This is a genomic window from Nocardioides potassii, assembly GCF_021648885.1.
Classification (GTDB): domain Bacteria; phylum Actinomycetota; class Actinomycetes; order Propionibacteriales; family Nocardioidaceae; genus Nocardioides; species Nocardioides potassii.
Window position 1 is genome coordinate 12,573 of the sequence record NZ_JAKJHZ010000009.1, and the last position, 26,104, is coordinate 38,676.

The following is a 26,104-nucleotide window of genomic DNA, read 5'->3' on the forward strand; positions in this document are numbered from 1 at the left end:
CCTCCAGCAGTCGACCGAGAGACCCAGAGCACCGTGGCCAAGCAGGCAAGGACCGACCGTCAGGCGGTCATCGACTCCATCCGCTCCCAGCAGGCGAAGGGTGAGAACCGACGCGGCATGGCCATCGTCGGCCTCTGCGTCCTCGTCGCCGTCGTCATCATCGGCGCCGCGGCCTTCAAGCCCGTCAAGGACTGGTACGACCTGCGCTCCTACGCCTCGGACTCGCTCAGCGACATCGGCGCCAAGGCGTCGGTGTGCCAGAAGGTCACCACCAAGCCCGCGGAGGGCAACCAGGACCACGTCGACGTCGGCACGCCGATGAGCTACCCGGACGCCCCGCCGGCCTTCGGCCAGCACTGGAACATGTGGGACAGCATGGACCGCAAGCTCTACACGACCTCCGACCGCCCCGAGCTCGGCGAGCTGGTGCACAACCTCGAGCACGGCTTCACGATCCTCTGGTACGACAAGACCATCGCCGACAGCGGCGAGAAGATGTCCGAGCTGCGCGGCATCGCGTCCAAGCTCCAGGGCACCACCAACCTGCGCGACAAGTTCAAGGCCGTGCCGTGGACCTCGGAGGACGGCAAGGCCTTCCCCAAGGGCCAGCACGTCGCCTTCACCCACTGGTCCGTCGGTGGCGCCGGCGAGACCGACACGAGCAAGCAGGTCGGCGTCTGGCAGTACTGCTCCGACATCAGCGGTGCCGCCCTCGACACGTTCATGAAGGACTACCCCTACATGGACTCCCCGGAGCCCAACGCCGTCTGAGCCGGCTCATCCCATGGCCACGTTCGCCGAGGTGCTCGCCGCCCAGCTGCGACAAGAGCCCGGTCGACCGCTGCTGACGTTCTACGACCACGCCAGCGACGAGCGCGTCGAGCTGTCGGTGACGACGTACGCCAACTGGGTGGCCAAGGCGGCCGGCCTCCTCACCGAGGTGGCCGACCTCGAGCGCGGCATGTCGTTGCGCGTCGACCTGCCGCCGCACTGGCTCTCGCCGGTGTTCCTGGGCGCCGCGTGGAGCGTCGGCCTGCGGATCACCGCGCACGACGACCCGGACGCCGTCGTGTGCGGTCCCGACACCCTCGACACGTGGGCGCCGCGCGCCGGGGAGATCCCGGTGCTGGCGTGCAGCCTCCGGCCACTGGGCGTGCGCTTCGCCGACCCGGTCCCCGCCGGTGTGCTCGACGTCGGCGTCGAGATCTGGTCCCAGCCCGACGGCTGGGCACCGTGGGACCCGCCGACCGGTGACGACCTCGCCACGGACGACCTCACCCAGGACGAGCTCTTCGCCCCCGCGAAGGATGGGCAGAGCGAGCTGACGGCCGCCGCCGGGAGCTCTCTCACCGACGGCGGCCGTCTCCTCTCGGTGGCCGACCCGGCTTCCCCACCAGGAATGGCCACCTTCACCGAACCCCTCAGACGAGGAGGTTCGCTGGTCCTCGTCCGCAATCCCGACCCGGACCGCCTCGACGGCGTCCACGACGCCGAGCGGGCGACCGCCCGAGCCTGACCGCGGCTCATCCTCAGCCCGCCAGGTCGAAGGCCCCCAGTCCCTCGCCCAGCAGCCGCGGCGCGGACACGCCCTTCTTGCGACCGCCGTAGACGTACGTCGCTCCGCTCGCGCGGTCACGCACGATGTAGTCGGCCTTGCCCTTGAGCTTCATCGGCTGCACCTCGAGCACCCAGTCGTAGCCCGACAGGTCGGAGGGCAGGCCGGCGGGCGACGGGACCGATCCCTTGACCGGGACGGCGGCGCCGAAGCCGCTGCCGTTGCCGCGCCAGACCGAGAGCGACCCGCCGGGAGGCGTGCCGATCAGGTCGGGCAGGCCGTCCCCGGTGACGTCGCCGACGGCCGTGAGCCCGGTGACGCCGGTCCAGCCGCCGCCGAGCAGCGTCGGCGCCGCCAGGGTGCCGGTGCCGTTGCCGGCGTAGAGGTAGAGCTCGCCGGAGGTGTTGCGGGCCAGGACGTCGCCGTGGCCGTCGCGGTTGACGTCGCCGGCGTTGAGCAGAGTGTCCATGCCGGCGAAGGAGACGCCCGCGTCGACCGGCGTGCCGAGCTCGAAGGTGTCGCGGTTGGCGACGACCACCAGCTGCGTGCCGATGACGCCCACGAGGTCCGCGCCCGAGCCGCCCACCATCTGCGCGCCGGTGATGTGGCGCATCGACTTCAGGTTCGTGGCCGGGCCGAGCGCGGCGCCGTACGTGCCGTCGCCGCGACCGGGGAGCAGCATCATGGTGCCCGAGTAGGTCCGCGCGACAAGGTCGGAGCGGCCGTCGCCGTTGAAGTCGCCGGCGATGTAGCGGTTGTAGCGCCAGGAGCCGGAGACCTTCACCGGCGGCGCGAACCGGCCCGTGCCGTAGCCGGTCTGCAGGAGCAGTCGCTTCTTGGTGCGCACCAGCAGGTCGGCGCGACCGTCGCTGTTGACGTCGCCGGCCCCGATGAGCTGCAGGTAGTTGCCGTAGCCCTTGCGGGTGGCCTTGCGGTCGAAGCCGCCACGCCCGGTGGCGACCAGCGTCGTCAGGCGTCCCTTGAAGCGGGCGACCAGGTCGTTGCGGCCGTCGCCGTTGATGTCGCCGACGGCGGTGAGCAGCGAGTAGCCGCGCAGCGACAAGGTCTTGACCGTCTTGCCGAACTTCCCGTTGCCCTTCCCGGCGCGGATGCGGGCCTTGCCGGCCTTGTCGAGCGTGACCAGGTCGGCGATGCCGTCACCGGTGAGGTCGGGCGACACGAGGACCTCGGCGACCTTGTTCCAGCCCTTCTTGCCCACCACCGTGCGCTGCTGGAAGGACGTCAGGCCACCGGTCGGGATCACCATGCCGCGCCCGTCCGCCGCCCGCCGCACGACCAGGTCCGGGTACGGCGACGCGTCGAGGTTGTTCTGCGGGTTCGGGGCCGACACCGCGATCGGCACGACGACCGGGGTCGCCGGCGCGGCCTGGGCGGCGTACTGCCGGATGAGCGGGAGCTGGGCGTAGAGGTACTTGCCCGGGCAGGCGGTCGAGCCGGCGTCGCGGTGGCCGTTGATGGCCTGGAACGTGCCGCTGCCGATCTTCTGCGAGGTCGAGGCGGGGTTGACGCCGCTGATGGAGAGCTTCCAGGCGAAGAGCTGTCCGTAGGCGCGCAGCATCGCGTCGGTCGGCTGGGCGGTCTCGTAGTTGCCGATGGCCGACATCGCGAAGGAATACTGGTTGTAGTTGAGGGTGTGGGCGCCCACCACCGGCTTGTCGATCCCGCCGTAGCGGCCCTCCCAGATCCGGCCGAAACGGTCGACGAGGAAGTTGTAGCCGATGTCGGACCAGCCGCGGGACTTCACGTGGTAGGCGTAGATGCTGCGCAGGATCGCGGGCACCTGGGCCTCGGTGTAGTCGTTGGCGTTGACCGTGTGGTGCACGAAGCCGCCGCTGATCGTGCCGTAGCGCAGGGCGCTCTTGTCGCGGATGCTCTCGTCGGCGCCCCACTGGGCACGCGAGAAGATCGTCGGCTGCGCGACGGCCTTGGCGGTCCGGGCGGACTGGAGGGTGAAGCCGCCCTTCGAGTCGTCGTCCAGCGCGCCCTGCTGCGCGTAGTCGTCGTCGTACGTCGCCTCGTCCGAGCCGCCGTCCGCGGGCTTCTCCACCTCGCTGGAGGTCGCGGAGCCCGGGTCCACCAGGGCCAGCGAGAGGTCGTCGGGCAGGGACGTGCCCTCGGTGGCCGCCTTCACCTGCACGTCGTCGACCTCACCGACGAACATCGGCTCGGTGCCGGGGCGGGCCTTGGCGGCCTCCGCGCTGCCGGCGTCGGGGCCGTGCTCGTCGTGGTACTCGAGGGCCTCCCAGTCGCTCCACTCGTCGCCGGTGCGGGTGCGCACCTGCAGGGCGATCTGGTCCTCGTCAAGGTCCTCGCCGTGCTGCCAGGTCACGCCGATCGCGGCGAAGCCGGAGACGGACTGGGGCGTGCTGGTCACCCGCGCGCTGGTCGCGCCGCCGGCGACCGTACGGCCCCGCAGCCCGGCGAAGCCGCCCCCGGCGCCGGTCAGCGGCACCTCGGTGACGGACGGGGCGACGGGCTTGGTCGGCACCGTCGCGGACATCAGCTCGGCGGGTGCCGCCTGGCCGCTGCGCGCGGGCTGCCGGCCCGGGCGCTCACCGACGATGTCGAGCGAGACCACGCCGGAGGCGGGCGTGAGGACGACGAGCACGACGCCCAGGGCCAGCACCTGCTGGCAGAGGGTGACGAGACGGGCCTGAAGGGGTCGCATGCAGATCTACTCCTGTGTGGGGGAAGGTCACACAAGGCAGGAGTTTCACACCAGTCACATCAGTCACGGAAGGGTTTCTGAGTAACTACAACGCTGTAATTTCCAGTCGACACGCCGTTGCATCGGTGTCATTCTGAGAAATCAGATGTCGTTGGCGAGCTCTTCGTCGCGCTCGTCCTCGTCCTCCGCGTCCGGCTCGTCGTCGTCGCCGTCGTAGTGGAGGAACTTGATCGCCTCCTCGACGTCGCCGTCGAAGCCCACCGTCCCCTTGTCGAGCACGATCGCACGGTCGCACATCTTCTTGACCGACGCGGCGGAGTGGCTGACGTAGAACATCGTGATGCCGGACTCGCGGATCTCCTTCATGCGCTTGAGGCACTTGCGCTTGAAGGGCCGGTCCCCCACCGCCAGGACCTCGTCGGCGATGAAGATGTCGCAGTCGACGTGCACGGCGACGGAGAAGCCGAGGCGGGCGAACATGCCGGAGGAGTAGTTCCCGACCGGGGTGTCCATGAAGCGGCCGACGTCGGCGAAGGCGGCGATGTCGTCGAACTTCGCGTCGGTCTCCTCCTTGGTCATCCCGAGCATGGCGGCGTTCATGTAGATGTTGTCGCGCCCGGAGAGCTCGTTGTGGAAGCCGGCGCCCGTGGCGATCAGTCCGGAGATCCGGCCCCGGACCAGCACCTGCCCCTCGTCGGGCCGCATCACGCCGCTCACGAGCTTGAGGAGCGTGGACTTGCCCGAGCCGTTGAGGCCCATCAGGCCGATGGACTCCCCCTGCTGCACCTCGAACGACACGCCGTCGAGCGCCTTGAACGACCCCTTGGCGTGCTCGCCGCGGAGCCTGTCCTGCAGGACCTTCTTGAGGGTGGGGTGGGCCTGGTAGCGGAACGTCTTGGAGACGTCCTGGACCACGATGGAGGTCGTCATCAGAGGCGCTCCGGGACTGACTTCTCGAGCCGGGAGAAGACGAACTGGCCGACGCCGAGGAGGACGATCCCGATGACGAGCATGATCAGGCCGCGGCTGTAGAGGTCACCGACGAAGTCCGGCTGCACGGTGGGCGGCGTGCCCGGCTTGACGACGCACGGCCCGTCGCAGGTGGGCTGCCAGAACCCCCGCTGGATCAGCATGACGGCCTCGGCGACCGGGTTGGCGACGTAGATGTCGTGGTACTGCCGCGGGATCCGCTCCCCGTCGGCGATCAGGTAGTAGGGGTACATCATCGGCACGGTGAACGGGACGATGTTGATGAAGGTCTGCACGATGCGCTGGAAGTCGCGGAAGATCACGTTGACGCAGGAGAACATCAACCCGAACGCCGTGCCGTAGACCATGATCAGGACGAAGCCGAGCAACGACGCGGCCATCCCCACGGCGTCCGGCACCCAGAGCGGTCCGTCGCCCACCCAGCCGGTCACCACGCAGGCGACGACGAGGATGATCAGCTGCGGGATCGCGTGCCAGAGCGAGACGAGCATCGAGGCGACCGGGAACATCTCACGCGGCATCGCCATCTTGCCGATGACGCCCCGGTTGGACAGCAGCGAGCGGGTGCCGGAGGTGACGGACTCGGTGAAGTAGTTGACGAGCACCATGCCCGCGAAGAGGTGGATGGCGAAGTTCTGCATCCCGTTGCCACGCCCGAGCAGCAGGCCGAAGACGAAGTAGAACGTCAGGAACCGGGTGAACGGGTTGATGTAGGACCACGCCAGGCCGAACGCGGTCCCGGCGTAGCGGGCGCGGATCTCGCGACGCACCATGAGGCGGAGGAGGTAGCGGCGCCGGAACACCTCGAGGATCCCCGAGGTGCGCGACGGCGGCGCGAGCGGGACGTGGGCGAGGTCGTGCCGGACCTCGACCGAGCCGGGGTCGGGGCTGACCGGGCTGGTCGTGCTCACGCCTTCCCGTCCCGGGTGCTCGCCGCCTCGCCCGTGGAGTCCCCCTGGCCCGTCCACGGGGTGAAGGTCTTCTCCCACGCCTCGGGCGACGTGATGTCTCCCAGCGCCTCGCGGTACTGGCGGGCCAGCTCGGGCCACTCGCGGTGGAAGCGGCGGTGGATGTCGATCGTCCGCTTCAGCAGGTCGCGGTAGTGCGCCGGGTCGCGCCGGTAGAGGGCGACCGAGGTGCCGTCGTTCATCGAGACCACGGCGGAGTCGTACTTGACCAGGTTCCACCACTTGGCGTCCATCGCGGTCAGCTCGGTCTCCGGGAACTCCCCCGACATGTCGCGCACCGGGCGCAGCTGCCGCAACGGCGCGAGCAGGGCAGCGACCGCGGTGGCCTTCCGCCCCGGGATCTCGATGTCGGACTTGCCCTTCTTCGGCGGCTTCTTGCGACGCACCGGCGGCAGCTCGTCACGGTCGGTGTGCAGCTGCGCGTCGGACCACTGCTTGCGGAAGGTGTTGATGTCGGCGAGCTTGGTCGCCAGCTCGCCGTGCAGGGCGTGCGGGCCGCGGAGCACGTCCTCCATCGCCAGGTGCCGCAGCTCGGCGGTCGAGTACTGGAGCGACGCGAGGTGCTTGACCTGGTGGTTGAGGCTCTCGCGCACCATCCGGCCACCGCGCTCGTAGGGCGAGTGCAGCAGCGCGGCGATGATGCGGTTGCGGTGGTGGAAGTAGGACTGCCAGTCCAGGCCGTCGTTCTTGTCGGTCCACGGCACGTGCCAGACAGCAGCACCGGGGAACGACACCGTGGGGTAGCCGGCGGCCTTGGCGCGCAGCCCGAACTCCGAGTCGTCCCACTTGATGAAGACCGGCAGCGAGAGCCCGACCTCCTCGAGCACGACGCGCGGGATCAGGCACATGAACCAGCCGTTGAAGTCGACGTCGGCACGCTTGTGCAGCCAGCGCGACGACCGCAGGTTGCGCGCGGCGAAGTCCCACTGGCTGTAGCCGTCGAGGCGGGTCTGCCACCAGAAGCGCCACGGCTGGACGATCTCGCCGAAGGAGTGCAGCTCGGAGCGGCTGTAGAGGTTGAACATGTGGCCGCCGACGATCGTCGGCCGCTTCGCGAGGTCGCCGAAGGTGACGGCACGGATGATGCCCTCGGGCTCGCACACGACGTCGTCGTCCATCATCATGGCGTAGGTCGCGGTGCCCTTGCGGACGCTCTCGAGCTGACCGCGGGCGTAGCCGCCCGAGCCGCCGAGGTTGCCCTGCACGATGACCCGCAGCGTGTCGCCGAGGCCCTCGCGCGCCGCCGGGAAGTACTCGCTGTCGGTGACCTTCTCCTTGCCCTGGTCCATCACGAAGACGGTGTCGAGGTAGGGCTTCAGCTCTTCGGCGTCGCCGAGCTGGGTCAGCAGCTGGGCGCTCATGTCGGGCAGCATCGTGGTGATGCAGAGGTCGACGGTGCCGTGCTCGGCGCGGTCGGTGGGGACCTCGGCGGTCCACTCGGCGCTCTCGACGGTGGCACCGTCGTCGCCGGCGACGACGTCGTACCAGTACCAGCCGCCGTCGACGAACGGCTTGAGGGTCAGCGAGAACGTGAAGGTGCCGGAGTCGCCCTCGACGGTGGCGGCGTCGACGCGCTGCGAGTGGCCGCGAGCCATCGACTTGTAGACGGTGACGGTCGCGCCGGCGCCGGTGACCGACACGGTCAGCTGCACCTGGTCGACGATCGTGTGGCGGCGCCAGTAGGACGCCGGGAACGCGTTGAAGTAGGTGCCGAAGGACAGCAGCTGCGACGGCTCGAGGCGCAGCGCGGTCCGCGAGCGGATCTGGTCGGGGTGCAGCTTGCGACCGGTCGAGGTGGACTGGCGGATCGCGGCGTTGTTGAGGTCCTTGGCGGCCTTGTCGCCACCGACGGCGTCGCGGTCGGTGTCGAGCTTGGCCTCCTCGAGGTCGACGTAGAGCGGGAAGACGTCGGTGTCGCGGTCGATCGGCAGGATCTGCCGCTGGAGGAGCCGGGCCACGCGATCAGCGCCTGGGTTGTCGGTCGTGGTCATGCGTCGATGCCTCCGCTGGTCAGCTCGGCGCCCTCGGTGAAGTGCGGCTTGAGCTTGTTGTCGTACATCGACAGGGCGGAGCCGATGGCCATGTGCATGTCGAGGTACTTGTAGGTGCCGAGGCGGCCGCCGAAGAGGACCATCGGCTCGGCCTTGGCGAGCTCGCGGTACTTCAGCAGCTTGGCGCGGTCGTCCGCGGTGTTCACCGGGTAGTACGGCTCGTCGCCCTCCTCGGCGAAGCGGCTGTACTCGTGGACGATCACGCTCTTGCCCGGCAGGTGGGTCCTCTCGCGCTCGGGGTGGAAGTGCTTGAACTCGATGATGCGGGTGTAGGGCACGTCCTGGTCGTTGTAGTTGACGACGCCGGTGCCCTGGAAGTCGTCGGTGTCGACGACGCTCTCCTCGAGGTCCACGGTGCGCCAGGACAGGCGACCCTCGGAGTTCGCGAAGTACTCGTCGACGGGACCGGTGTAGACGATCGGCACCTTGCCCTTGTAGTCGTCGGCGACCTCGAAGAAGTCGGTCTCGAGGCGGACCTCGATGTTGGGGTGGTCGGCCATCTTGGTCAGCCAGGCCGTGTAGCCCTCGGTGGGCAGGCCCTCGTAGGTGTCGCTGAACCAGCCGTTCTGGAACGTGTAGCGCACCGGCAGGCGGGTGATGATGTCGGCGCTCAGCTCGCGGGGGTCGGTCTGCCACTGCTTGGCGGTGTAGCCCTTGATGAACGCCTCGTAGAGGGGCCGGCCGATCAGGCTGATGGCCTTCTCCTCCAGGTTGGAGGCGTCCTCGGTCGCGATCTCGCTCGACTGCTCGGCGATCAGGGCCCGTGCCTCGTCGGGCGTGTGGGACCTGCCGAAGAACTGGTTGATGAGCGCGAGGTTCATCGGGAGCGAGTAGACCTGCCCCTGGTACTTGCCGAACACGCGGTGCCGGTAGTCCGTGAACGAGGTGAACCGGTTGGCGTACTCCCACACGCGCTCGTTGGAGGTGTGGAAGAGGTGGGCGCCGTACTTGTGCACCTCGACGTTGGTCTCCGGGTCGCGCTCGCTGTACGCGTTGCCGCCGAGGTGGTGGCGCCGCTCGAGGATCAGCACGCGCAGGCCGAGCTCCTCGGCGCAGCGCTCGGCGATGGTGAGGCCGAAGAGTCCGGCACCGACGATCACGAGGTCGGGGAGCGGGGCGTCGTGGGTGGTGCCCTGGGACAAGGGAGGAACTCCTGTGGTCGGAAAAGCGCCTGAGAGGCTCGAGCGAGTCTAGCGAGGAGGACGGGCGGGACCGGACAGGCGGCGCATCCCCCGCGCGGAGGCCATGGCGCGGATCACGTTGCGGGCCTCCGCGCGGCCGCCGCGCAGCGGACTGAGCAGCACGACCGCCGCCGTGATGAGCCACGGCTTGAGCCGGACGAGGAGGTTCTCCCCGTGGCGCAGGTGCACCACGAAGAGGTTGCGGTACATGTAGAAGCCCTTCCAGCCGCTCAGGTCGTGCTGCTGGTTGAAGTCGAGCTGCCGGACCAGGACGGCGTCGCGAACCGCCCACACGTGGCGGCCGGCCTCCCGCGCCCGGACGGCGTAGTCGACGTCGTCGTAGAAGATGAAGAACGCCGGGTCCGGGAAGCCGATCTCCTCGACCACCGTGCGGCGGACCATGAAGCCCTCGAAGGCGACGTTCTGCACCTCGACGAGGGCCGGCATCGACGCCCGGTCGGCGTACGTCGAGTCGACGGATGCGCGCTTGGGGCGGATCGCGAGCGGGTTGCGGAGGTCGAAGTCGGTGGCGGCCTTCTCGACCAGCGCGCCGCTGCGGTCCTCGCGCACCGCGATCAGGCAGTCCTCGTCGACCGCCATCAGCGCGGCCAGGCAGTCCGGAGCCGGTACGACGTCGTCGTCCATCAGCCAGATCCGGTCGTGGCCGGCGTCGTACGCCGCCCGCACGCCGCGGTGGAAGCCGCCGGCCCCGCCGACGTTGTCCTGCGAGACCACCTCGAGCGGCAGGTCGGTGCACGCGGCCAGCACCTCGGCGGTGTGGTCGGTGCTGCCGTTGTCGACGACGACCACGGCGTCGGGCCTCCGCGTCTGCGCGGCCAGGCCGTCCAGCATGCCGCCGAGCAGGTCGGCGCGGTTGTGGGTGACGACCACGACCGCGACTGTCTCGTGCGTCATGAGAGGTACCGCCGGTGCCCGTCGAAGTCACCGGCGATGCCGGCCCGCATCGCGCGCAGGCTTAGCCGCAGCCGGGCCGGGCTGGGCCGGGTAAAGGTGTAGAACCACGCGGTCTTCACCACGAAGGCGGCGGCGTGGAGCGGGCCGCGGTAGTCGCGGAGGTTGACCAGGTTGTTGCGCGCCATGCAGTAGTGCTTGAGGTCGCTCGGCGAGTCGTTGTAGGTGGTGCGGCCGAACATCATCGGCGTCCCGAGGTTGCCGACGCTGGGATGCCGCACGGTCGCGGTCACCACGGTGGCGACGCGGGCGCCGGCCTCCTCGGCGCGGAGCCGGTACTCGTGGTCGTCGCCCCAGATGAAGAACTCCTCGCGGGGCAGGCCGATGCGGTCGACGAGCTCCTTGGTGACGAGCACGCCGTTGAAGGGGATGACGATCCCGTCGATGCGGTCGGCCCTCGCCGCTCGTCGTACGTCGTCGACGGCATGCACCACGCGCGTGCCGCCGGGGAGCCGGATCGGGAAGACCAGCCGGCCCGGGTCGTCCTCGTCGACGACCAGCGGCCCCCAGAAGTCGAGGTTGTCGGTCTCCTCCAGCAGCTTGTCGAGGCAGTCGAGGTCCGGCAGCCCGTCGTCGTCCATCAGCCAGACCAGGTCGGCCTCGCGGTCGATCGCCCAGGCCAGCCCGTCGTGGAAGCCGCCGGCACCGCCGCGGTTGGTGCTCAGCGTGCGCGAGCGGAGCGGGATCTCCCCGGTGTGGCCGCGGGCGTCGAGCCACTCCCCCGTGCCGTCGGACGACGCGTTGTCGACCACCAGCACCTCGGCGATGCCCTCGATCTCGCCGAGCCGCTCGACCAGCTTCTGGAGCAGGCCGAGGCGGTTGAAGGTGACCACGACCGCCACGATGCGGGGCAGCGGTCCGGTGGTCACGGCGTACACCCTAGGTGTCGCCTCAGCAGACGGCGCCGAGGTCCTCCGACTCGTTGGCGGCGTAGCCCTCGGCGAGCGAGCCGAGCGAACCACCGGTGACCGACTGCGGGGCGGTGGGCGTCGGCGTCGGGGACGGCTTCGCGGCCGGCGCGGGCGCCGTCGTGGTCGCGTCGCCGGCCGGCGCCTCCGCCGCGGGAGCCTCGGTGGCGGGCGCGGCCTCGGCCGTCTCCTGGGCGGGCGGCTTGGCGCCCTCCGCCTTCGCGATCGCCGCGGCGACCTTGCTCTGGACGAGCGCGATGTCGGGGTGGGCGGTGTTGATCATCGGCGGGACGAGCGAGAGCGTCGCGATCTTCTGGCCCTTGGCCTTGAGCGCCAGGTCGACGAAGCGGTCGACCTCGCCGCGCGGGATGTCGGTCGAGACCATCGCGGAGCTGGCCTTGGCGATCTTCTGGAAGTTCGTGACGGCCGTCTGCGGGCTGACCTGCTGGAGCATCGCGCTCATCACGCACTTCTGGCGCGCCATGCGCGAGTAGTCGTCGGAGTCGTAGCGCGCGCGGGCGAACCACAGGGTGTCCATGCCGCTGAGCGTGCGCTTGCCGGGGTCGATGTAGTGGAAGAAGGAGTCGCTGGGCAGTCCCACGGGGATCCGCTGGCGGACGTTGAGCTCGACACCGCCGACCGCGTCGACGAGGTCGCGGAAGCCCTGGAGGTTGACCATGGCCCAGTAGTTGATCTTCAGCCCCGTGATGCCTTCGACGCCCATGATGGTCGCGTCGATGCCGGGGTTCTTCGAGCCCTTGAAGAGCTCGGTGTGGTCGAGCGCCCAGGTGGAGAGGCCGTTGAGGTACATCCCCTCCAGGTCGAACCCGTCCGGGAACTGCTCGGCCATCACCGAGCCCTCGGCGAACGGGAAGTTCTGCATGTTGCGCGGCAGCGAGATGAGCACGGTCTTGCCGGTCTCGGCGTCGATGCTGGCGACCGTCATCGAGTCGGGGCGCAGGCCCCACCGTCCGGCGCCGGAGTCGCCACCCATGAGCAGCACGTTGTAGCGGCCGTGGTGGGCGTCGACGGCCGCGCCGTCCCCGAACATCGAGATCATGAAGTCGCGCTGCACGCCGACCACGTGGGCGCCGAAGAGCAACGCACCCGCGACGCTGAAGCAGAGCAGGCCGTTGACCCCGACGATCGCCAGCCGGTGCTGGCGCTGCAGGGTCAGGGGCTGGCCGAGCCGCCAGGCGTCGACGAAGAGGTAGGCCCACCCGATCGCGAGGACCATCAGGCCGACCCGCACGCCCTGGAGCACCATCGTGTTGGTGCCGGCCCAGAACGCGACGCCGTGCCAGAAGAACGACGCCACCAGCGTGCCGAGGCCCAGGACGACCAGCACGGCCCAGGTCCGGATGGCGATGCGTCCGGTGCGGCGGCTTCCGGAGACCAGCTGCGCCGATCCCGGGAGCACGAGGGTCATCAGCATGAGGGTCACCGCCCGGCGGAACCGGACGCGCTGGGCGCGGTGGAGGGCGGTGAACCGCACCTGGGGCGACGTGGCCGTCGACATGGTGGCCTTTCTCTGCTGGGGGAAGTCAGCCCGCCCAGTATCACCAGTCACACCCGTCCCATCGGTGCGCGACGCGCCGTGGCCGTCAGGTCAGCCGACGAGCCCGGCAGCCGCCATGCCCTCGACCGCCAGTGCCGCCACCAGCACGTCGTCGGGCTCGCGGTCCAGGAAGACCAGGCGTACGGCGTCCGCGTCGGCGTTTCCCGCGTCGGCCCCGCGCCACGCCAGCCGCATCCCCAGGCGCTCCGCCGTCCGCCGCGAGGCGACGTTGTGCTCGAGGAGGTAGGCGAGGACGGGTCGCTCGGGAGACACCTCGCGCGCCGCGCGGATGGCCGCCTGTCCCATCTCGGTGGCGTAGCCGCGCCCCAGCACCCGCTGGTCGAGGCGGTAGTAGAGGTTCCACCAGCCGCGGCCGGTCACGTCCGCCTCGATCGCCTCGTCCGGGAGCGCGCACCCGCCACGACCGATCACGGGCCCGTCCTCGGCATCACGCACGGACCAGTAGGCCAGGCCGTCGCGGTCGAACCGGCGGCGGCTCGCGCCCACCATCGTCGTACCGGCTGCGGGGTCGGTGACCCGGCCGGCCGGGAAGTGCCGCCACGACGCGGGGTCGTGGTGGATCGTGAACAGCGCTGCCGCGTCGCCGTCGGCCGGCTCGTCGAGCCACAGTCGCTCGGTGCGGACGTGGCGCCAGCGCGTCACCGCTCACTCACCCCTGCCGGCCCTGCTCGATCTCGGCCTTGCGCGCCAGCCGGTGCGTGCGGCGGATCTCGGCCTCGCGCTGACGTCGTACGTCGTCGTCGGTCTCGGTCTGCAGCGGCGGGACGGGGCGCGAGCGGCCGTCCTCGTCGATCGCGACGAAGACGAAGTAGGCGCTCGCCACGTGCAGGGGCGCGTCGGCGGCGTCGCCCCACGGCTGGGCCTCCACCCGCACGCCGATCTCCATCGAGGAGGTGCCCGCCCAGTTGACCTGGGCGTAGGTCTTGATGATGTCGCCGACGTGCACCGGCTCGAGGAAGGTCATCTCGTCCATCGCCGCCGTCACCGCGGGACCACCGCTGTGGCGGTAGGCGACGGCGCCGGCCGTGGAGTCGGCGAGCTTCATGATGTCGCCGCCGTGGACGTTGCCCAACAGGTTCGACTCGGTCGACGAGGCGATGATGCCGAGGCTCACCCGGCTGTACGACGTGGTGCGGGCTTCGCTCACTCCTGCACGGTAGCGTCATCTCTCATGGCTGATCGTCCGCAGGGCTCCGGGATGCCCGAGAAGGGAACGCCGGAGTACGACTGGCTCTACGGAGGCACGTCGCAGTCCCCGCCCTCCGACGCGACCCAGCGCGTGCCGACCCAGGGCGCAGCGGCGTCCGACCGTCCCGACGAGACCCGGGTGATGCCCGCTGCGCGCCGCGAGGCACGTTCCGGGGGCGGCCAGCCCCCGGCCGACCGCCGGATGGCCGCGGCGAGCGCCCCGGCTCCCACCCCGAAGCCGAAGAAGCGCCGCTGGCGCCCACGCCTGCGGCTCGGGTTCATCCCGTTGCTGCTGATCCTCTTCCTCGTCTACCTCCTGGGTGTGCCGCTCTACCACTGGACGCAGATCGACAAGGTGGACGCCGAGCCCAGCGGCAGCAAGCGCCCCGACGACCAGCCCGGGACCAACTACCTCATCGTCGGCTCGGACAAGGCCGACGACCTCACCGCCGACCAGCGCAAGGTGCTGAAGACCGGCGAGCGCGGCGGCACCAACACCGACACGATCATCGTCCTGCACACCGGCTCGGGTGGCCGGACGATGATGTCGATCCCGCGCGACACCCTCACCGAGGTGCCGGGCGACGGCACCCAGATGATCAACTCCGCCTTCGCCAGCGGCGGGGCGCCCAAGCTGGTCGCCACCGTGGAGGCGCTGACGGGCATCCACATCGACCACTACGTCGAGCTCGGCTTCGGCAGTGTGATCAACACCGTCGACGCCTTCGGGGGCGTCGAGATCTGCCCCAAGCAGGACATGAAGGACCCGTTGGCCCGCCTCGACATCAAGAAGGGCTGCCAGGAGGTCGACGGCCTGACCGCGCTGGCGTACTCCCGGTCGCGCCACGTGACCGCGCTCAGCGACCTCGACCGCGTGGCCCGCCAGCGCGAGGTCATCAGCGCGCTCGGCGACGAGGCGCTCACGCCGTGGACCTTCCTCAACCCGGTGCGCTACTGGCGGATCAACTCCGCCGCCGCCGGCGCCATCCGCGTCGACGAGGGCATGAACCCCGTCGACCTCGGCCGGTTCGCGCTCGCCATGGCGGGCGACAACCAGACCTGCACGATGCCCAACCTGCCCGCCCCGAGCGACCCCAACCGGATCATCGCCGACCCGGACCGGGCTCCGGCGCTCTTCGACGCCATCATCGAGGACTCGACCGTCCCCAAGCGCGCCTGCACGCCGACCGGCCGAGCGCGCTAGCAGCGGCGGCCTTGTGCAGGCCTGGGTGCGCGCGTACGCTCCCGATATATCGCGATGTACCGGCGATAGGTCACGAGCACACGCGTCACACTCAGCCGAGGGAGCAGACATGGGACACCACTGGCCCGGGGCGGACTGGCCCCAGGACGACCGCAACGGCCCGCGCCACGGACGCCGCCCGGGCGGTCCGCCGCCGTGGCTCGGCGACATCCTCGGGTTCGTCGGCGCCACGCAGGCACCGCCGCCGCAGCGCGGCCCGAAGGTACGGCGCGGCGACGTGCGCACCGCGATCATCGACGTCCTGCACCGCGCCCGGCGTGCCGACGAGCCGATCAACGGCTACCAGGTGATCCAGGAGATCTCCGAGCTCAGCAACGGTGAGTGGCGCCCCTCCCCCGGCTCGGTCTACCCCACGATCCAGCAGCTGCAGGACGAGGGCCTCGTCGAGTCCGACGACGAGCGCGGGCGTCGCACGATCCGGCTCACCGACGCCGGCGTCGAGTGGGCCGAGGCCAACGCCGACGAGCTCTCCTCGGTGTGGGCGCCGTTCGCGCGGACCGAGCCCGTCAGCGGCGACCAGCCGTCGGGACAGGCCGACATCAAGAGCGAGATCGGCCAGGTCGTCAGCGCGGTCTGGCAGCTCGCCACCCAGGGCTCGGAGCAGCAGAAGCGCGCGGCGCTCGACGTCCTGGTCGACACCCGGCGCCGGCTCTACGGCATCCTCGCCGACGGCCGGGGTGGTGACCGATGAGCGACCCCCGCACGCGCATCTCCGACGCCGACCGCGAGCGTGCGATGGCCGACCTGGCCGGCCACTACGCGGACGGGCGTCTCGACCACGAGGAGTACGACGAGCGCCTCGACGCGATCTGGACGGCGCGGACCCGCGCCGACCTGGCGGTCCTGTTCAGCGACCTGCCCCGCCCGCAGGCGGCCTACCCGCCGGCGCAGTCCCGGCCCTCGGCGCACCTGTCCTCGCGGCCGTACGGTCCGCGCCGCCGCTTCCCGCTGCTGCCGGTGGTCGCCGTGCTCGTCCTGCTCAGCGTGCTCTTCCACGCACCGTTCTGGCTGCTGGTCTTCCCGTTGGTGTTCCTCAGGTCGCGCCGCGGCGCGAGCGCCTGCGCACCAGGACACGGCTTCGGCCACGGGCCGACCGACTACCGCCGCCGGCGCTAGCCAGAGGTGGACCCCGGGCGGGACCGGGCTGGACCACGGCCCGGGCCCGCCGGCCCTTCTGCGACGATGTCCGCGTGGAGACGGGGGCGAGGGTGGTGCGCACGCGTGCGCCGCACGTCCTCGCGCGCGCCGTCGCCGCCACCGTCGTGGTCGTCGTCAGCGCCCTCGCCGCCCACACGTGGGCCGGCGGAACGGTCCCGACGGGCCCCGGGCTGACCCTCGTCGCCGCCGTCGTCCTCGCCGGCGGCGTCCTGCTGTTCACCCGCGAGGTGCCGCTGTGGGCCGTGCTGCCCCTCGTCGCGGCCGCCCAGCTCGGGCTGCACGAGAGCTTCGGCCTCGTCGCCCAGCACACCCACGAGCCCGGCATGTCGGGCATGGCGCCCGCCGCCGACGCCGGCTGGACGTGGCAGATGGTCGGCGCCCACCTCTTCGTCACCCTGCTCACCGCGTTCCTGTGGTGGGTGGGCCGGCGCGCGGCGCTCTACGTCGTCGCGCTGCTGCTCGCCGCCGCGCCTCCCGTGGCGCCGCGGCTGCGACCGCGCCCTGCCGACGTACGGCTCGGCACGTCGCTCGTGCACCTCGTGGTCCCTCCGGGAAGGGGTCCGCCGGGCGGGGTCCAGCCCACCTGAGTCCCGGCTGCGTCGCGGTCGGGACTAGGGGCACACGCGACCCCACGTCCCGCACGATCATCCACGACTCCCCAGGAGCAACCCTGATGTCCAGCCGTACCCTGACGCGCCTCGCCGTCGTCCCTGCCGCCACCGCGGCCATCGCCCTCTCGATCGTCGCCCCCGCCAGCGCCCACGTGAGCGCCTCCGTCACCGAGGCGTCGGCCGGGGCCTACACCGTGCTCACGCTGAGCGTGCCGCACGGCTGCGAGGGCTCCCCCACCACCAGGATCGAGGTCCAGGTGCCCGAGTCGGTCTTCTCCGTCACGCCCACCCGGAACCCGTTCTACGACCTCGAGGCGACCATCGAGAAGCTCGACGAGCCGGTCACCGACGCCCACGGCAACGAGATCACCGAGCGCACCTCGACCATCTCCTACACCGCGAGCACGCCGCTTCCCGACGGCCAGCGCGACACCTTCGAGCTGTCCTTCCAGGTGCCCGACGCCGAGGGCGAGGTGCTCGCCTTCCCGACGATCCAGACCTGCGAGAAGGGCGAGACCGCCTGGACGCAGATCCCCACCGCCGGACAGGACGAGGACGAGCTGGAGAGCCCGGCGCCGTCGTTCACGATCCTCCCGGCCAGCGGCGAGGGCCACCACGGCGACGAGGCCTCGGCGTCGGAGGAGTCCGACGACTCGGCCGAGCCCGCGTCCGACACCTCGGACGCGTCCGAGGCCGCCGAGGCGGACGAGGCCGGGGACAGCGACTCGTCGGCCCTTGGGTGGGCCGGCCTGGGCGCGGGACTCCTCGGCCTGGTGGCAGGCGGCCTCGCCCTGGCCCGGACCCGCTCCACCACGTGACGCCGCAGGCGCGACCGGCACGGTGGGACCGGGCCCCGCTCCGCGGAACGGGCCTGGTCGCCGCCCTGCTGGTCGCGCTCGCGATCGTGCTGGCCGGCGTCTCGCCGGCCTCGGCCCACGCCGAGCTCGTCAGCACCGACCCCGAGGAGGGCGCCGTCCTCGACAGCGCGCCCGCGACGGTCACGCTGACCTTCAACGAGCCGGTGCGGCTGACCTCGCAGGAGGTCGCGGTCTACGACGCCGAGGGCGACCCGGTGGAGTCGTCGGCCACGGGGGTCGACAGCGAGGTCTCGGTGGACCTGCCCGGCGCGGCCGGGCTCGCCGACGGGACCTACGTCGTGTCGTGGAACGTCCTGTCCGGTGACGGCCACCCGATCTCGGGCGCACTCACGTTCTCGGTCGGCGCGCCCAGCGCGAGCGTGTCGGCACCACCCGAGCCCGAGACCTCCTCGCGGGTCGTCGAGGTCGTGCGCGACCTCGTCACGGTGGTCTCGCTGGTCGGCCTGCTGCTGGCCGCCGGGCTCGCGATCTTCCTCGCGAAGGTGCTCCCCGACTCGTGGGAGGGTACGCAGACCCGGCAGCGGCTGCGGCGCGTGGTGACGTACGCCGCCGCGGCGGGCGTCGGCGGTTTCGTGCTGCAGGTGCCGGTCTCGGCCGTCTACGGCCAGGGCGTCGAGCTGACCGACGTGGTGTCCGCGTTCGACCCCGGCACGGTCGTCAACGAGCTGGTCAACGCGGGCCTGGTGCTGCTCGGGCTCGGCATGGTGGTGCGGGGGGCCCGGACGGTCCCGCCCGACGCCAACGACCGTGCCCTCCTCCTCGCCGGCGCGCTGCTGGCGCTGATCGGGCCCTCGCTCGTCGGGCACACGCGCGCCTTCGCCCCCGCCCCCGTCCTCGTCGCGTGGGACGTCATCCACGTAACTGCCGGGGCGATCTGGCTGGGCGGCCTCGTCGGGCTGGTGCTCTCGCTGCGGGCGCTGGCCGGGCGCGAGCTGCTGGCCGCCCGGACCCTGTCCCGCTTCTCGACGGTCGCCGCGTTCGCGCTGGTCGTGGTCGCGGCCGCCGGCGCCTTCCTGTCCTGGCGGATCCTCGGGTCGTGGGCCGGCTTCGTCGAGACGACCTACGGCTGGCTGCTGCTGACCAAGATCGGCATCGCCCTGGTCGTCGCCGCGATCGGCGGCTGGAACCGCTGGCGCACCCTCCCCGCCGTGCAGGCGGCGGCCGGGTTCGGCGACCGCGAGCGCGCGGCCGCGACCGTGACGCGGACCGTGCGCGTCGAGGCGGTCCTGCTGGTCGTCCTGCTGGGGGTCACCGGCTTCCTCGTCAACCAGTCCCCCCGCCCCGCTCCGGTCACGCCCGCGTCCGGCACGACCGGGGTCGGTACGGCGACCGCGGGCGACCTGCGCGTGCTCGCCGCCCTCGACCCGCGACGCACGGGCAGCAACACCCTCCTGGTGCAGGTGCAGGACGCGTCCGGCGAGCCCTACGACCCGCCCGCCAACCCGGTGGTCTCCCTGCGGACCGAGGGCCTCGACGTCGGCGACGTCGCCATGCGCCCGGTGGGAGCCGGCACCTACCGCGGCGAGGTGGTGCTGCCGCGCCCGGGCACGTGGGAGGTGCAGGTCAGCATCGAGCTGAGCCGGTTCGAGAACCCCGTCACGACGGTGAGGTTGACGGTGCGACGGTGAGCTCGACCGGGATGGTGTGCAGGAAGCCGTCGACGCGGACCTGCGCGAAGAGGCGGTAGTCGCCGGGCTCCGCGATGTCGGAGTGGAACGTCAGCTCGGACCCGTCCTCGGTGATCTCGGGTGCGGAGAGCGGGTGCAGGTGCACCATCGCGCCGGTCCCGGTGTGGAAGCCGGTGACGTGGCTGTAGGCGCCGAGGTAGGTGCCGAGGGTGACCGGGTCGCCGGCGGCGTCGCGGACGCGCAGCCTGAGCAGGCCGTTGGGACCGGTGGTCGGCGCCTGCGTCACCGTCACGGAGACGAGCTGGTCCCCGGCCACGGTGTCGCCGGGGTCGCCGGGCGGGAGGGCGAGCGGACGACCGAGGACGACGTGGTCGCCGTTGCCGCCCTCGTCGCGGGCGACGAACTCGGTGACCACGCGGTAGCCGCCGGCGTCGGGCACGTCGAAGGGTGCGGTCCACGTGCCGCTGTCGTCCCGCGTCGGGTGGAGGTGGCGGAAGACGGTGAGCTCGTCGTTGACGAGGTAGAGGTGCAGCTCCTTGGTCAGCTCCTCGACGTAGTCGGTGACCGGCTCGCCCTGGGAGTCGTCGATCCGGAACCGGACCTCGCCGGTGCCGGCGGGGTCCTGGCGCACCTGCAGGCCGTCGAGGGAGTAGCCCACCTCCGAGGACGTCGTACCGTCACCGACGGCCATCGACACCATCACGCCGCCCGCGTGCGAGTGGCCCGCCGCGACCTGCCCGGAGTCCGCGCTGCACCCGGCGGTCGCCAGCACGAGCACGGCACCGGCGGCCAGGCGCGCGGGAGGAGTCACGGCCCCAGTATGCCGGGCCGTGCTCAGCGGCCGAGCGTCGAGACCAGCAGGCGCTGCAGGCTCTCGAAGTGCCGCTCGGCCGACTCCGCGTCGTAGGACGACGTGTCGGCCATGCTGTAGCCGTGCGGTCCGGGGAAGACCTCGTTGACCGCCTCGAGCCCCGCGGCCTCGAGCGCCTCGCCCAGCGCGGCGACCGCCTCCGGAGGCATCGAGCGGTCGTTGTCGGCGTGCCCGAAGGCGAACGACGCCCGCGCGGTCGCGAGCGCGAGGTGCGGGCTTTCCGGCTCGTCGGTGACCAGCCCGCCGCCGTGCCAGCCGCCGACGGCCGCGACGCCGGTGTCGAGCCCCGCAGCCCGTACGGCGATCCGCGCGCCCATGCAGTAGCCGGTGACGCCCACCCGGTGACCGGTCACCTCCGGCAGCCCGCGGAGCGCGGCCAGGTAGGCCGGGAGGTCGCGGGCGAGCAGGTCGGGCGTCAGCGCCTTGACCCGGCCCATCGCCGTACCCATGAACGCCTCGCGGGCCTCCGGCTCGCGCAGGTCACCGCTCGGCGCGAGCTCGGCCGCGGTCCCCTCCCGGTAGAACACGTGCGGGACGAGCACGGTGTAGCCCCACGACGCGATGCGGTCGGCCATCTGCTCGATCTGCGGCCGCAGGCCGATCGCGTCCACGATGAAGAGGACCCCGGGCGCAGGACCGCCACCGGGTGCGATCGCGACGTAGGCCTCGGCGTCGCCGTCGGGCAGGGACAGGGTGAGGGTCGGCACGCCCCGAGGCTAGCCCCGGGGGTCACAGCTGCGACTGCACCCCGGCAAGGAGCTGACGTGCCATCACGATCCGCTGGACCTGGTTGGTGCCCTCGTAGATCTGGGTGATCTTGGCGTCGCGCATCATCCGCTCGACCGGGTAGTCGCGCGTGTAGCCGTAGCCGCCGAGCACCTGGACCGCGTTGACGGTGACCTCCATCGCGACGTCGGAGGCGAAGCACTTCGCGGCCGCGCCGAAGAAGGTGAGGTCGTCGTCGCCACGCTCGGACCTGCCCGCGGCGGCGTACGTCATCTGGCGGGCCGCCTCGACCTTCATGCCCATGTCGGCGAGGAGGAACTGCAGGCCCTGGAAGTCGGCGATCGACTTCCCGAACTGCTGCCGCTCCTTGGCGTAGTCGAGCGCGTAGTCGAGAGCGCCCTGCGCGACGCCGACGGCCTGGGCGGCGATCGTGATCCGGGTGTGGTCGAGGGTCTTCATCGCGGTGGTGAAGCCGCTGCCCTCCTCGCCGATCATCCGGTCGGCGGGGATGCGGACCTTGTCGAGGTAGACCTCGCGGGTCGGCGAGCCCTTGATGCCGAGCTTCTTCTCGGGAGCACCGAAGCTCACGCCCTCGTCGGACTTCTCGACAACGAAGGCGGAGATGCCGCCGCGGGTCTTCTTCTCGGGGTCGGTGACCGCCATGACGGTGTAGAACTCCGACTCCCCCGCGTTGGTGATCCAGCGCTTGACGCCGTCGAGCACCCACTCGTCGCCGTCGCGGACGGCGCGGGTCTTCATGCCGCCGGCGTCGGAGCCGGCGTCGGGCTCGGAGAGGCAGTAGGAGAAGCCGCCCTCACCACGGGCGAGCGCACCGAGGTACTTCTGCTTGAGCTCCTCGGAGCCCGCGATCTGCACCGGCAGCGAGCCGAGCTTGTTGACCGCCGGGATGAGCGAGGACGAGACGCACGCGCGGGCGACCTCCTCGATGACCAGCACGGTGGCGAGCGCGTCGGCGCCGGCACCGCCGTACTCCTCCGGCACGTGCGGGGCGTGGAAGTCCGAGGCGAGCAGCGCCTCCGCGGCCTCGCGGGGGTAGCGACCCTCCTCGTCGACCTCGGCGGCGAACGGCGCGATCTTGGCGTCGGCGACCGCTCGGACCGCCTCGCGGATGGCCTGGTGCTCCTCGGAGAGGGCGTAGAGGGGGTACTCACTCATGGGGCCGATTCTAGGACGTCCAACCATTGTGGAGCAGCGGTCTACGGTGTGGGCATGGCCACTCCCGCGACCCGTCCCGACCAGTCCTGGCAGGACACCGCCACCGTCGACCACATGCTCGACGAGGCGACCACCTGGGCGGTGGTCGGCCTGTCGGGGGACCCGTCGCGGACGGCGTACTCCATCGCCTCGCTGCTCCAGCAGCGGGGGAAGCGGATCGTCCCGATCCACCCGGTGTTCGCGGACCCGGACGCACCGGAGGTGCTGGGCGAGAACGGGTACGCCGCCCTGGCCGACGTGCCCTTCCCCATCGACGTCGTCGACGTCTTCCGCCGCTCGGAGTCGGCCGGCGCGTTCGCCGACCAGGCCGTCGAGATCGGCGCGGGCGGCGTGTGGTTCCAGCTCGGCGTCATCGACGAGGACGCCTTCGCCCGCACGCTGGCCGCCGGCGTGCCGATGGTCATGGACACGTGCCCGGCCATCGAGTGGCGCAAGCGCTGACCCGTCCGGGCTCAGCCCAGGTCGACGCGGCCCTCGGCCATCTCGACGCCGAGCTGGCGCAGCGACTCCTCCAGCACCCACTGCACGTCGAGCGTGTCCGACAGCGGCATGACGGCGCTCTCGGTGAGACCGGCCGCGAGGCAGTCCTGTACCTCGATCGCCTGGTGGGCGTAGCCGCGCCCGGTCGCCGGACGCTCGACGACCTCGGCCTCCTGCCCGTGACGCCGTACGACGACCCGGCTGGCGTGGTGGAACGGCGGCTCGAGCTCGATGGAGCCCTTCGTGCCGACGACGGTCGCCCGCCCCGGGAGCTCGGCGGTGAGCGCGCTGACCAGTGAGGCCGCCCGCCCGTCGTCGTAGGACAGGTGGAAGGCGGCCGACGCGTCCGCCCCGTTGTCGTACGTCGTCCCGGTGACCGTGACGCCGTCGGGTCGGCCGAGCAGGTGCTGGGCGAACGAGATCGGGTAGACACCGAGGTCGAGGACCGAGCCGCCGCCGAGCGTGAGGTCGAAGAGCCGGTGGGTCGGGTCGTAGTCGCGCTCGGCGCAGAAGTTGGCCTGCACGAGCAGCACGTCGCCGATGTCCCCCGCCGCGACGAGCTCGCGCACGAGGGCCGTCGACGGCTGGAAGCGCGTCCACATGGCCTCCATGCAGAACACCTGCGCGGACCGCGCCGCGTCGACCACCTCCTGCGCACCGGCGAGGGTGGCGGTGAAGGCCTTCTCCACGAGCACAGGGGTGCCGCCCTCGATCGCGGCGAGCGCGAGGTCGTGGTGCTGGGGGTGGGGCGTGGCGATGTAGATGACGTCGACCTCACCGTCGCGGCCGGCGGCGAGCAGCTCGGCGTGCGTCCCCGAGCCCGGTGCGCCGAACCGGTCGGCGAAGTCGGCGGCGGAGTCGGCCGACCTGCTGCCGACGAACGCGAGCTCGGCGCCCGGCACGTGGGCGAGGTCCTGGGCGAAGGTCGCGGCGATGCCGCCGGTCGCGGCGATGCCCCAGCGAGTGGTCATGGCGTCACCCTAGGACCCCGGATCGGGTTGGATGGGCAGGTGCGCGACCTCCACGTCCCGGCCGGCCCCGGCCTCCCCGACGGCCTGGTCGTGCCCGCCGCCGAGCTGGTCGAGCGGTTCTCGAAGTCACCCGGCCCCGGCGGTCAGTCGGTCAACACCACCGACTCCCGCGTCGAGCTCGAGTACGACGTCGCGGCGTCGACCGTGCTCACCGACACCCAGCGGCGCCGGGCACTGGGGCGCTGGCCGTCCGGGAGCATCACGATCGCGGCGTCGGAGCACCGATCGCAGCACCGCAACCGGGTGGCCGCGCGCGAGCGGCTCGCCGAGCTGCTGCGCGAGGCCCTGGCTCCTCCGCCACCGCCGCGGCGGGCCACCCGACCGACCCGCGGGTCGAAGGAGCGGCGGCTGCGGGCGAAGAAGGAGCGTGCGCAGACCAAGGCGCTGCGCGGGCGGGTGCGGGACTAGAAGCCGACCCGGCGGCTACCGCCCCTCGCCGCCTGCCGTACGACGTCGCCCTTGGCGTGGGCAGTCTCGGCGAGGCCGGCCTGGTAGTCGACCAGCCGCTGCTGGAGCTCGGGATCGCTCGTGCCCAGGATCCGCGCGGCGAGGATGCCCGCGTTCTTCGCGTTGCCGATCGCGACGGTGGCCACCGGGATCCCGCCGGGCATCTGGACGATGGAGAGCAGCGAGTCCATGCCGTCGAGGTACTTCAGCGGCACCGGGACGCCGATCACCGGCAGTGGCGTGACGCTCGCCAGCATCCCGGGGAGGTGGGCGGCTCCCCCGGCACCGGCGATCACCACCGAGAGGCCGCGGGTGTGCGCCGCCTGACCCCACGCGATCATCTCGGTGGGCATCCGGTGCGCGGAGACGACGTCGGCCTCCCAGCCGACGCCGAGCTCGGTGAGCACCTCGCCGGCGGCCTGCATGACGGGCCAGTCGGAGTCCGAGCCCATCACGATGCCGACCTTCACTGCCTGGTCCATGGTGTCGCCGTCAGTCATCTCTCACTCACTCTCGTTGCCGAGGTCGCCGCGGAACCACGCGGCGGCGTGCCGGGCGCGCTCGAGGCAGTCCTCGAGGTCGTCGCCGTAGGCGTTGACGTGGCCGACCTTCCGGCCGGGGCGGAGGTCCTTGCCGTAGAAGTGCACCCGCAGCTGGGGGTCGCGCGCCATCGCGTGCGGCAGGCCGTCGTAGAGCCGGCCGGTGTCGGTGGGGCCGCCGAGGATGTTGACCATCACGGTCCAGCGCTCACGCGGGGCCGGCGAACCCAGCGGGAGGTCCATGACGGCGCGCAGGTGATTCTCGAACTGGGACGTCACGGCGCCGTCCTGGGACCAGTGGCCGGTGTTGTGGGGACGCATCGCCAGCTCGTTGACCAGGATCCGGCCGTCGGTCGTCTCGAAGAGCTCGACGGCGAGGATGCCCGTGACGTCGAGCGCACCGGCGATGCGCAGGGCGATCTCCTGCGCCTGACCGGCGAGGGCGGGCGAGAGGTCCGGCGCGGGGGCGACGACCTCGTGGCAGATGCCGTCGAGCTGGGTGGAGGCGACGACCGGGTACGCCGCGGCCTGGCCGCTCGGCGAGCGTGCGACCAGCGCCGACAGCTCGCGACGGAAGTCGACGAGCTCCTCGGCGAGCACCTCGACACCGGCCGCCGCGGCGGCGTCGAACGCCGCACGGCTCTCGTCCAGCTCGCGCACGACCCAGACGCCCTTGCCGTCGTAGCCGCCACGCGTGGTCTTGAGGACGCACGGCAGCCCGAAGTCGGCGACCTCCTCGGTCGTGGTCACCACGGCGTTGCGCGGGCAGGGCACGTCGAGCTCGGCGAGCCGGCGTCGCATGACGGCCTTGTCCTGCGCGTGGACCAGCGCGTCCGGCCCGGGCCGTACGGCGACACCGTCCCGCTCGAGCGCGTGGAGGTGGTCGGTCGGGACGTGCTCGTGGTCGAAGGTGACGACCGCGGCGCCGTCCGTGACCCTCCGCAGCGTGGGGAGGTCCGTGTAGTCGCCGACGAGCTGGTCGGGGATGACCTGGGCGGCGGAGACGCCCTCGGCCTCGGCGAGCAGGCGGAGCGGGAGGCCGAGCGCGATCGCGGGCTGGGCCATCATCCGGGCGAGCTGCCCGCCCCCGATGACGGCGAGCGTGGGTGCGCGGTGCGAACCGGTCGAGGACACGACCGGAGCCTATAGAAGGC

The 26,104-nt window shown here is 71.6% G+C and carries 26 protein-coding genes; 10 read left to right on the plus strand and 16 right to left on the minus strand.

Annotated elements, in window-relative coordinates; translation table 11 throughout:
- Positions 1–33: 33 nt before the first annotated feature.
- Together L2K70_RS13820 and L2K70_RS13825 are read left to right on the plus strand one after the other, a co-directional pair.
- Positions 34–771, plus strand: a complete 738-nt coding sequence (locus L2K70_RS13820; RefSeq protein ID WP_236402758.1) for a DUF3105 domain-containing protein — start codon at positions 34–36, stop codon at positions 769–771.
- Between the two features lie 13 nt (positions 772–784).
- Complete coding sequence (locus L2K70_RS13825) at positions 785–1,516, plus strand: TIGR03089 family protein (protein ID WP_236402759.1); 732 nt, start codon at positions 785–787, stop codon at positions 1,514–1,516.
- A 13-nt stretch (positions 1,517–1,529) separates the two neighbouring features.
- Here the strand turns inward: L2K70_RS13825 and L2K70_RS13830 are convergent, their stop codons facing one another.
- The 10 genes from L2K70_RS13830 to L2K70_RS13875 all read right to left on the minus strand — a co-directional run bounded on the left by L2K70_RS13830 (position 1,530) and on the right by L2K70_RS13875 (position 14,040).
- The gene (locus L2K70_RS13830; RefSeq protein WP_236402760.1) at positions 1,530–4,244 is read right to left on the minus strand and encodes an FG-GAP-like repeat-containing protein; all 2,715 of its coding nucleotides are present in this window, start codon (positions 4,242–4,244) and stop codon (positions 1,530–1,532) included.
- A 141-nt stretch (positions 4,245–4,385) separates the two neighbouring features.
- On the minus strand, positions 4,386–5,174 hold the full coding sequence (locus tag L2K70_RS13835; RefSeq protein WP_236402761.1) for an ABC transporter ATP-binding protein: 789 nt from the start codon (positions 5,172–5,174) through the stop codon (positions 4,386–4,388).
- Positions 5,174–6,145: an ABC transporter permease gene (locus L2K70_RS13840; protein WP_236402762.1), complete on the minus strand. Its 972-nt coding sequence runs from the start codon at positions 6,143–6,145 to the stop codon at positions 5,174–5,176. The genes L2K70_RS13835 and L2K70_RS13840 overlap by 1 nt, the downstream gene beginning before the upstream one ends.
- Positions 6,142–8,193 carry a glycosyltransferase gene (locus tag L2K70_RS13845; RefSeq protein WP_236402763.1) on the minus strand — a complete coding sequence of 684 codons (2,052 nt, stop codon included), beginning with the start codon at positions 8,191–8,193 and terminating at the stop codon, positions 6,142–6,144. The genes L2K70_RS13840 and L2K70_RS13845 overlap by 4 nt, the downstream gene beginning before the upstream one ends.
- Positions 8,190–9,395 carry a UDP-galactopyranose mutase gene (glf, locus tag L2K70_RS13850; protein ID WP_236402764.1) on the minus strand — a complete coding sequence of 402 codons (1,206 nt, stop codon included), beginning with the start codon at positions 9,393–9,395 and terminating at the stop codon, positions 8,190–8,192. The genes L2K70_RS13845 and glf overlap by 4 nt, the downstream gene beginning before the upstream one ends.
- Positions 9,396–9,443: 48 nt before the next feature.
- Positions 9,444–10,349: a glycosyltransferase family 2 protein gene (locus tag L2K70_RS13855; RefSeq protein WP_236402765.1), complete on the minus strand. Its 906-nt coding sequence runs from the start codon at positions 10,347–10,349 to the stop codon at positions 9,444–9,446.
- Positions 10,346–11,275 (minus strand): glycosyltransferase family 2 protein, encoded by a 930-nt coding sequence (locus L2K70_RS13860; RefSeq protein ID WP_236402766.1) that lies wholly within the window; start codon positions 11,273–11,275, stop codon positions 10,346–10,348. Before L2K70_RS13860 ends, L2K70_RS13855 begins: the two co-directional genes overlap by 4 nt.
- 22 nt (positions 11,276–11,297) lie before the next feature.
- Positions 11,298–12,833 carry an LCP family protein gene (locus L2K70_RS13865; protein ID WP_236402767.1) on the minus strand — a complete coding sequence of 512 codons (1,536 nt, stop codon included), beginning with the start codon at positions 12,831–12,833 and terminating at the stop codon, positions 11,298–11,300.
- 90 nt (positions 12,834–12,923) lie between these two features.
- Complete coding sequence (locus tag L2K70_RS13870) at positions 12,924–13,535, minus strand: GNAT family N-acetyltransferase (RefSeq protein ID WP_236402768.1); 612 nt, start codon at positions 13,533–13,535, stop codon at positions 12,924–12,926.
- Positions 13,536–13,542: 7 nt separating this feature from the next.
- Positions 13,543–14,040 (minus strand): acyl-CoA thioesterase, encoded by a 498-nt coding sequence (locus L2K70_RS13875; RefSeq protein WP_236402769.1) that lies wholly within the window; start codon positions 14,038–14,040, stop codon positions 13,543–13,545.
- Between the two features lie 24 nt (positions 14,041–14,064).
- Between L2K70_RS13875 and L2K70_RS13880 the strand changes: the two genes are divergently transcribed.
- The 6 genes from L2K70_RS13880 (at position 14,065) to L2K70_RS13905 (ending at position 19,620) form a co-directional block, all read left to right on the plus strand.
- The gene (locus tag L2K70_RS13880; RefSeq protein WP_236402770.1) at positions 14,065–15,285 is read left to right on the plus strand and encodes an LCP family protein; all 1,221 of its coding nucleotides are present in this window, start codon (positions 14,065–14,067) and stop codon (positions 15,283–15,285) included.
- 109 nt (positions 15,286–15,394) lie between these two features.
- Positions 15,395–16,036: a PadR family transcriptional regulator gene (locus L2K70_RS13885; protein WP_236402771.1), complete on the plus strand. Its 642-nt coding sequence runs from the start codon at positions 15,395–15,397 to the stop codon at positions 16,034–16,036.
- Positions 16,033–16,461: a DUF1707 SHOCT-like domain-containing protein gene (locus tag L2K70_RS13890; protein ID WP_236402772.1), complete on the plus strand. Its 429-nt coding sequence runs from the start codon at positions 16,033–16,035 to the stop codon at positions 16,459–16,461. Before L2K70_RS13885 ends, L2K70_RS13890 begins: the two co-directional genes overlap by 4 nt.
- Positions 16,462–16,535: 74 nt before the next feature.
- On the plus strand, positions 16,536–17,090 hold the full coding sequence (locus tag L2K70_RS13895) for a hypothetical protein (RefSeq protein ID WP_236402773.1): 555 nt from the start codon (positions 16,536–16,538) through the stop codon (positions 17,088–17,090).
- Between the two features lie 86 nt (positions 17,091–17,176).
- On the plus strand, positions 17,177–17,932 hold the full coding sequence (locus L2K70_RS13900; RefSeq protein WP_236402774.1) for a YcnI family copper-binding membrane protein: 756 nt from the start codon (positions 17,177–17,179) through the stop codon (positions 17,930–17,932).
- Positions 17,929–19,620: a copper resistance CopC/CopD family protein gene (locus L2K70_RS13905; RefSeq protein ID WP_236402775.1), complete on the plus strand. Its 1,692-nt coding sequence runs from the start codon at positions 17,929–17,931 to the stop codon at positions 19,618–19,620. Before L2K70_RS13900 ends, L2K70_RS13905 begins: the two co-directional genes overlap by 4 nt.
- Here the strand turns inward: L2K70_RS13905 and L2K70_RS13910 are convergent.
- The 3 genes from L2K70_RS13910 to L2K70_RS13920 are packed head-to-tail and all read right to left on the minus strand — an operon-like array spanning position 19,589 to position 22,393.
- Positions 19,589–20,431, minus strand: a complete 843-nt coding sequence (locus tag L2K70_RS13910) for a DUF8832 domain-containing protein (RefSeq protein WP_236402776.1) — start codon at positions 20,429–20,431, stop codon at positions 19,589–19,591. The genes L2K70_RS13905 and L2K70_RS13910 overlap by 32 nt on opposite strands.
- A 23-nt stretch (positions 20,432–20,454) precedes the next feature.
- Positions 20,455–21,198, minus strand: coding sequence for a dienelactone hydrolase family protein (locus tag L2K70_RS13915; protein ID WP_236402777.1), 744 nt, complete (start codon positions 21,196–21,198; stop codon positions 20,455–20,457).
- A gap of 22 nt (positions 21,199–21,220) precedes the next feature.
- Positions 21,221–22,393: an acyl-CoA dehydrogenase family protein gene (locus tag L2K70_RS13920; protein WP_236402778.1), complete on the minus strand. Its 1,173-nt coding sequence runs from the start codon at positions 22,391–22,393 to the stop codon at positions 21,221–21,223.
- Positions 22,394–22,447: 54 nt separating this feature from the next.
- Between L2K70_RS13920 and L2K70_RS13925 the strand changes: the two genes are divergently transcribed.
- Positions 22,448–22,894, plus strand: a complete 447-nt coding sequence (locus L2K70_RS13925; RefSeq protein ID WP_236402779.1) for a CoA-binding protein — start codon at positions 22,448–22,450, stop codon at positions 22,892–22,894.
- Between the two features lie 11 nt (positions 22,895–22,905).
- On the opposite strand, the gene L2K70_RS13930 is transcribed toward L2K70_RS13925, so the two are convergent.
- Positions 22,906–23,904: a Gfo/Idh/MocA family protein gene (locus L2K70_RS13930; RefSeq protein ID WP_236402780.1), complete on the minus strand. Its 999-nt coding sequence runs from the start codon at positions 23,902–23,904 to the stop codon at positions 22,906–22,908.
- A 39-nt stretch (positions 23,905–23,943) separates the two neighbouring features.
- On the opposite strand from L2K70_RS13930, the gene arfB reads away from it, so the two are divergent.
- Complete coding sequence (arfB, locus tag L2K70_RS13935) at positions 23,944–24,372, plus strand: alternative ribosome rescue aminoacyl-tRNA hydrolase ArfB (protein WP_236402781.1); 429 nt, start codon at positions 23,944–23,946, stop codon at positions 24,370–24,372.
- Here arfB and purE read toward each other — a convergent pair.
- Together purE and L2K70_RS13945 are read right to left on the minus strand one after the other, a co-directional pair.
- Positions 24,369–24,911 (minus strand): 5-(carboxyamino)imidazole ribonucleotide mutase, encoded by a 543-nt coding sequence (gene purE / locus L2K70_RS13940; protein ID WP_236402782.1) that lies wholly within the window; start codon positions 24,909–24,911, stop codon positions 24,369–24,371. The two genes, arfB and purE, sit on opposite strands and share 4 nt — an antisense overlap.
- Positions 24,912–24,914: 3 nt before the next feature.
- On the minus strand, positions 24,915–26,084 hold the full coding sequence (locus L2K70_RS13945) for a 5-(carboxyamino)imidazole ribonucleotide synthase (RefSeq protein WP_308195822.1): 1,170 nt from the start codon (positions 26,082–26,084) through the stop codon (positions 24,915–24,917).
- Positions 26,085–26,104: the final 20 nt, after the last annotated feature.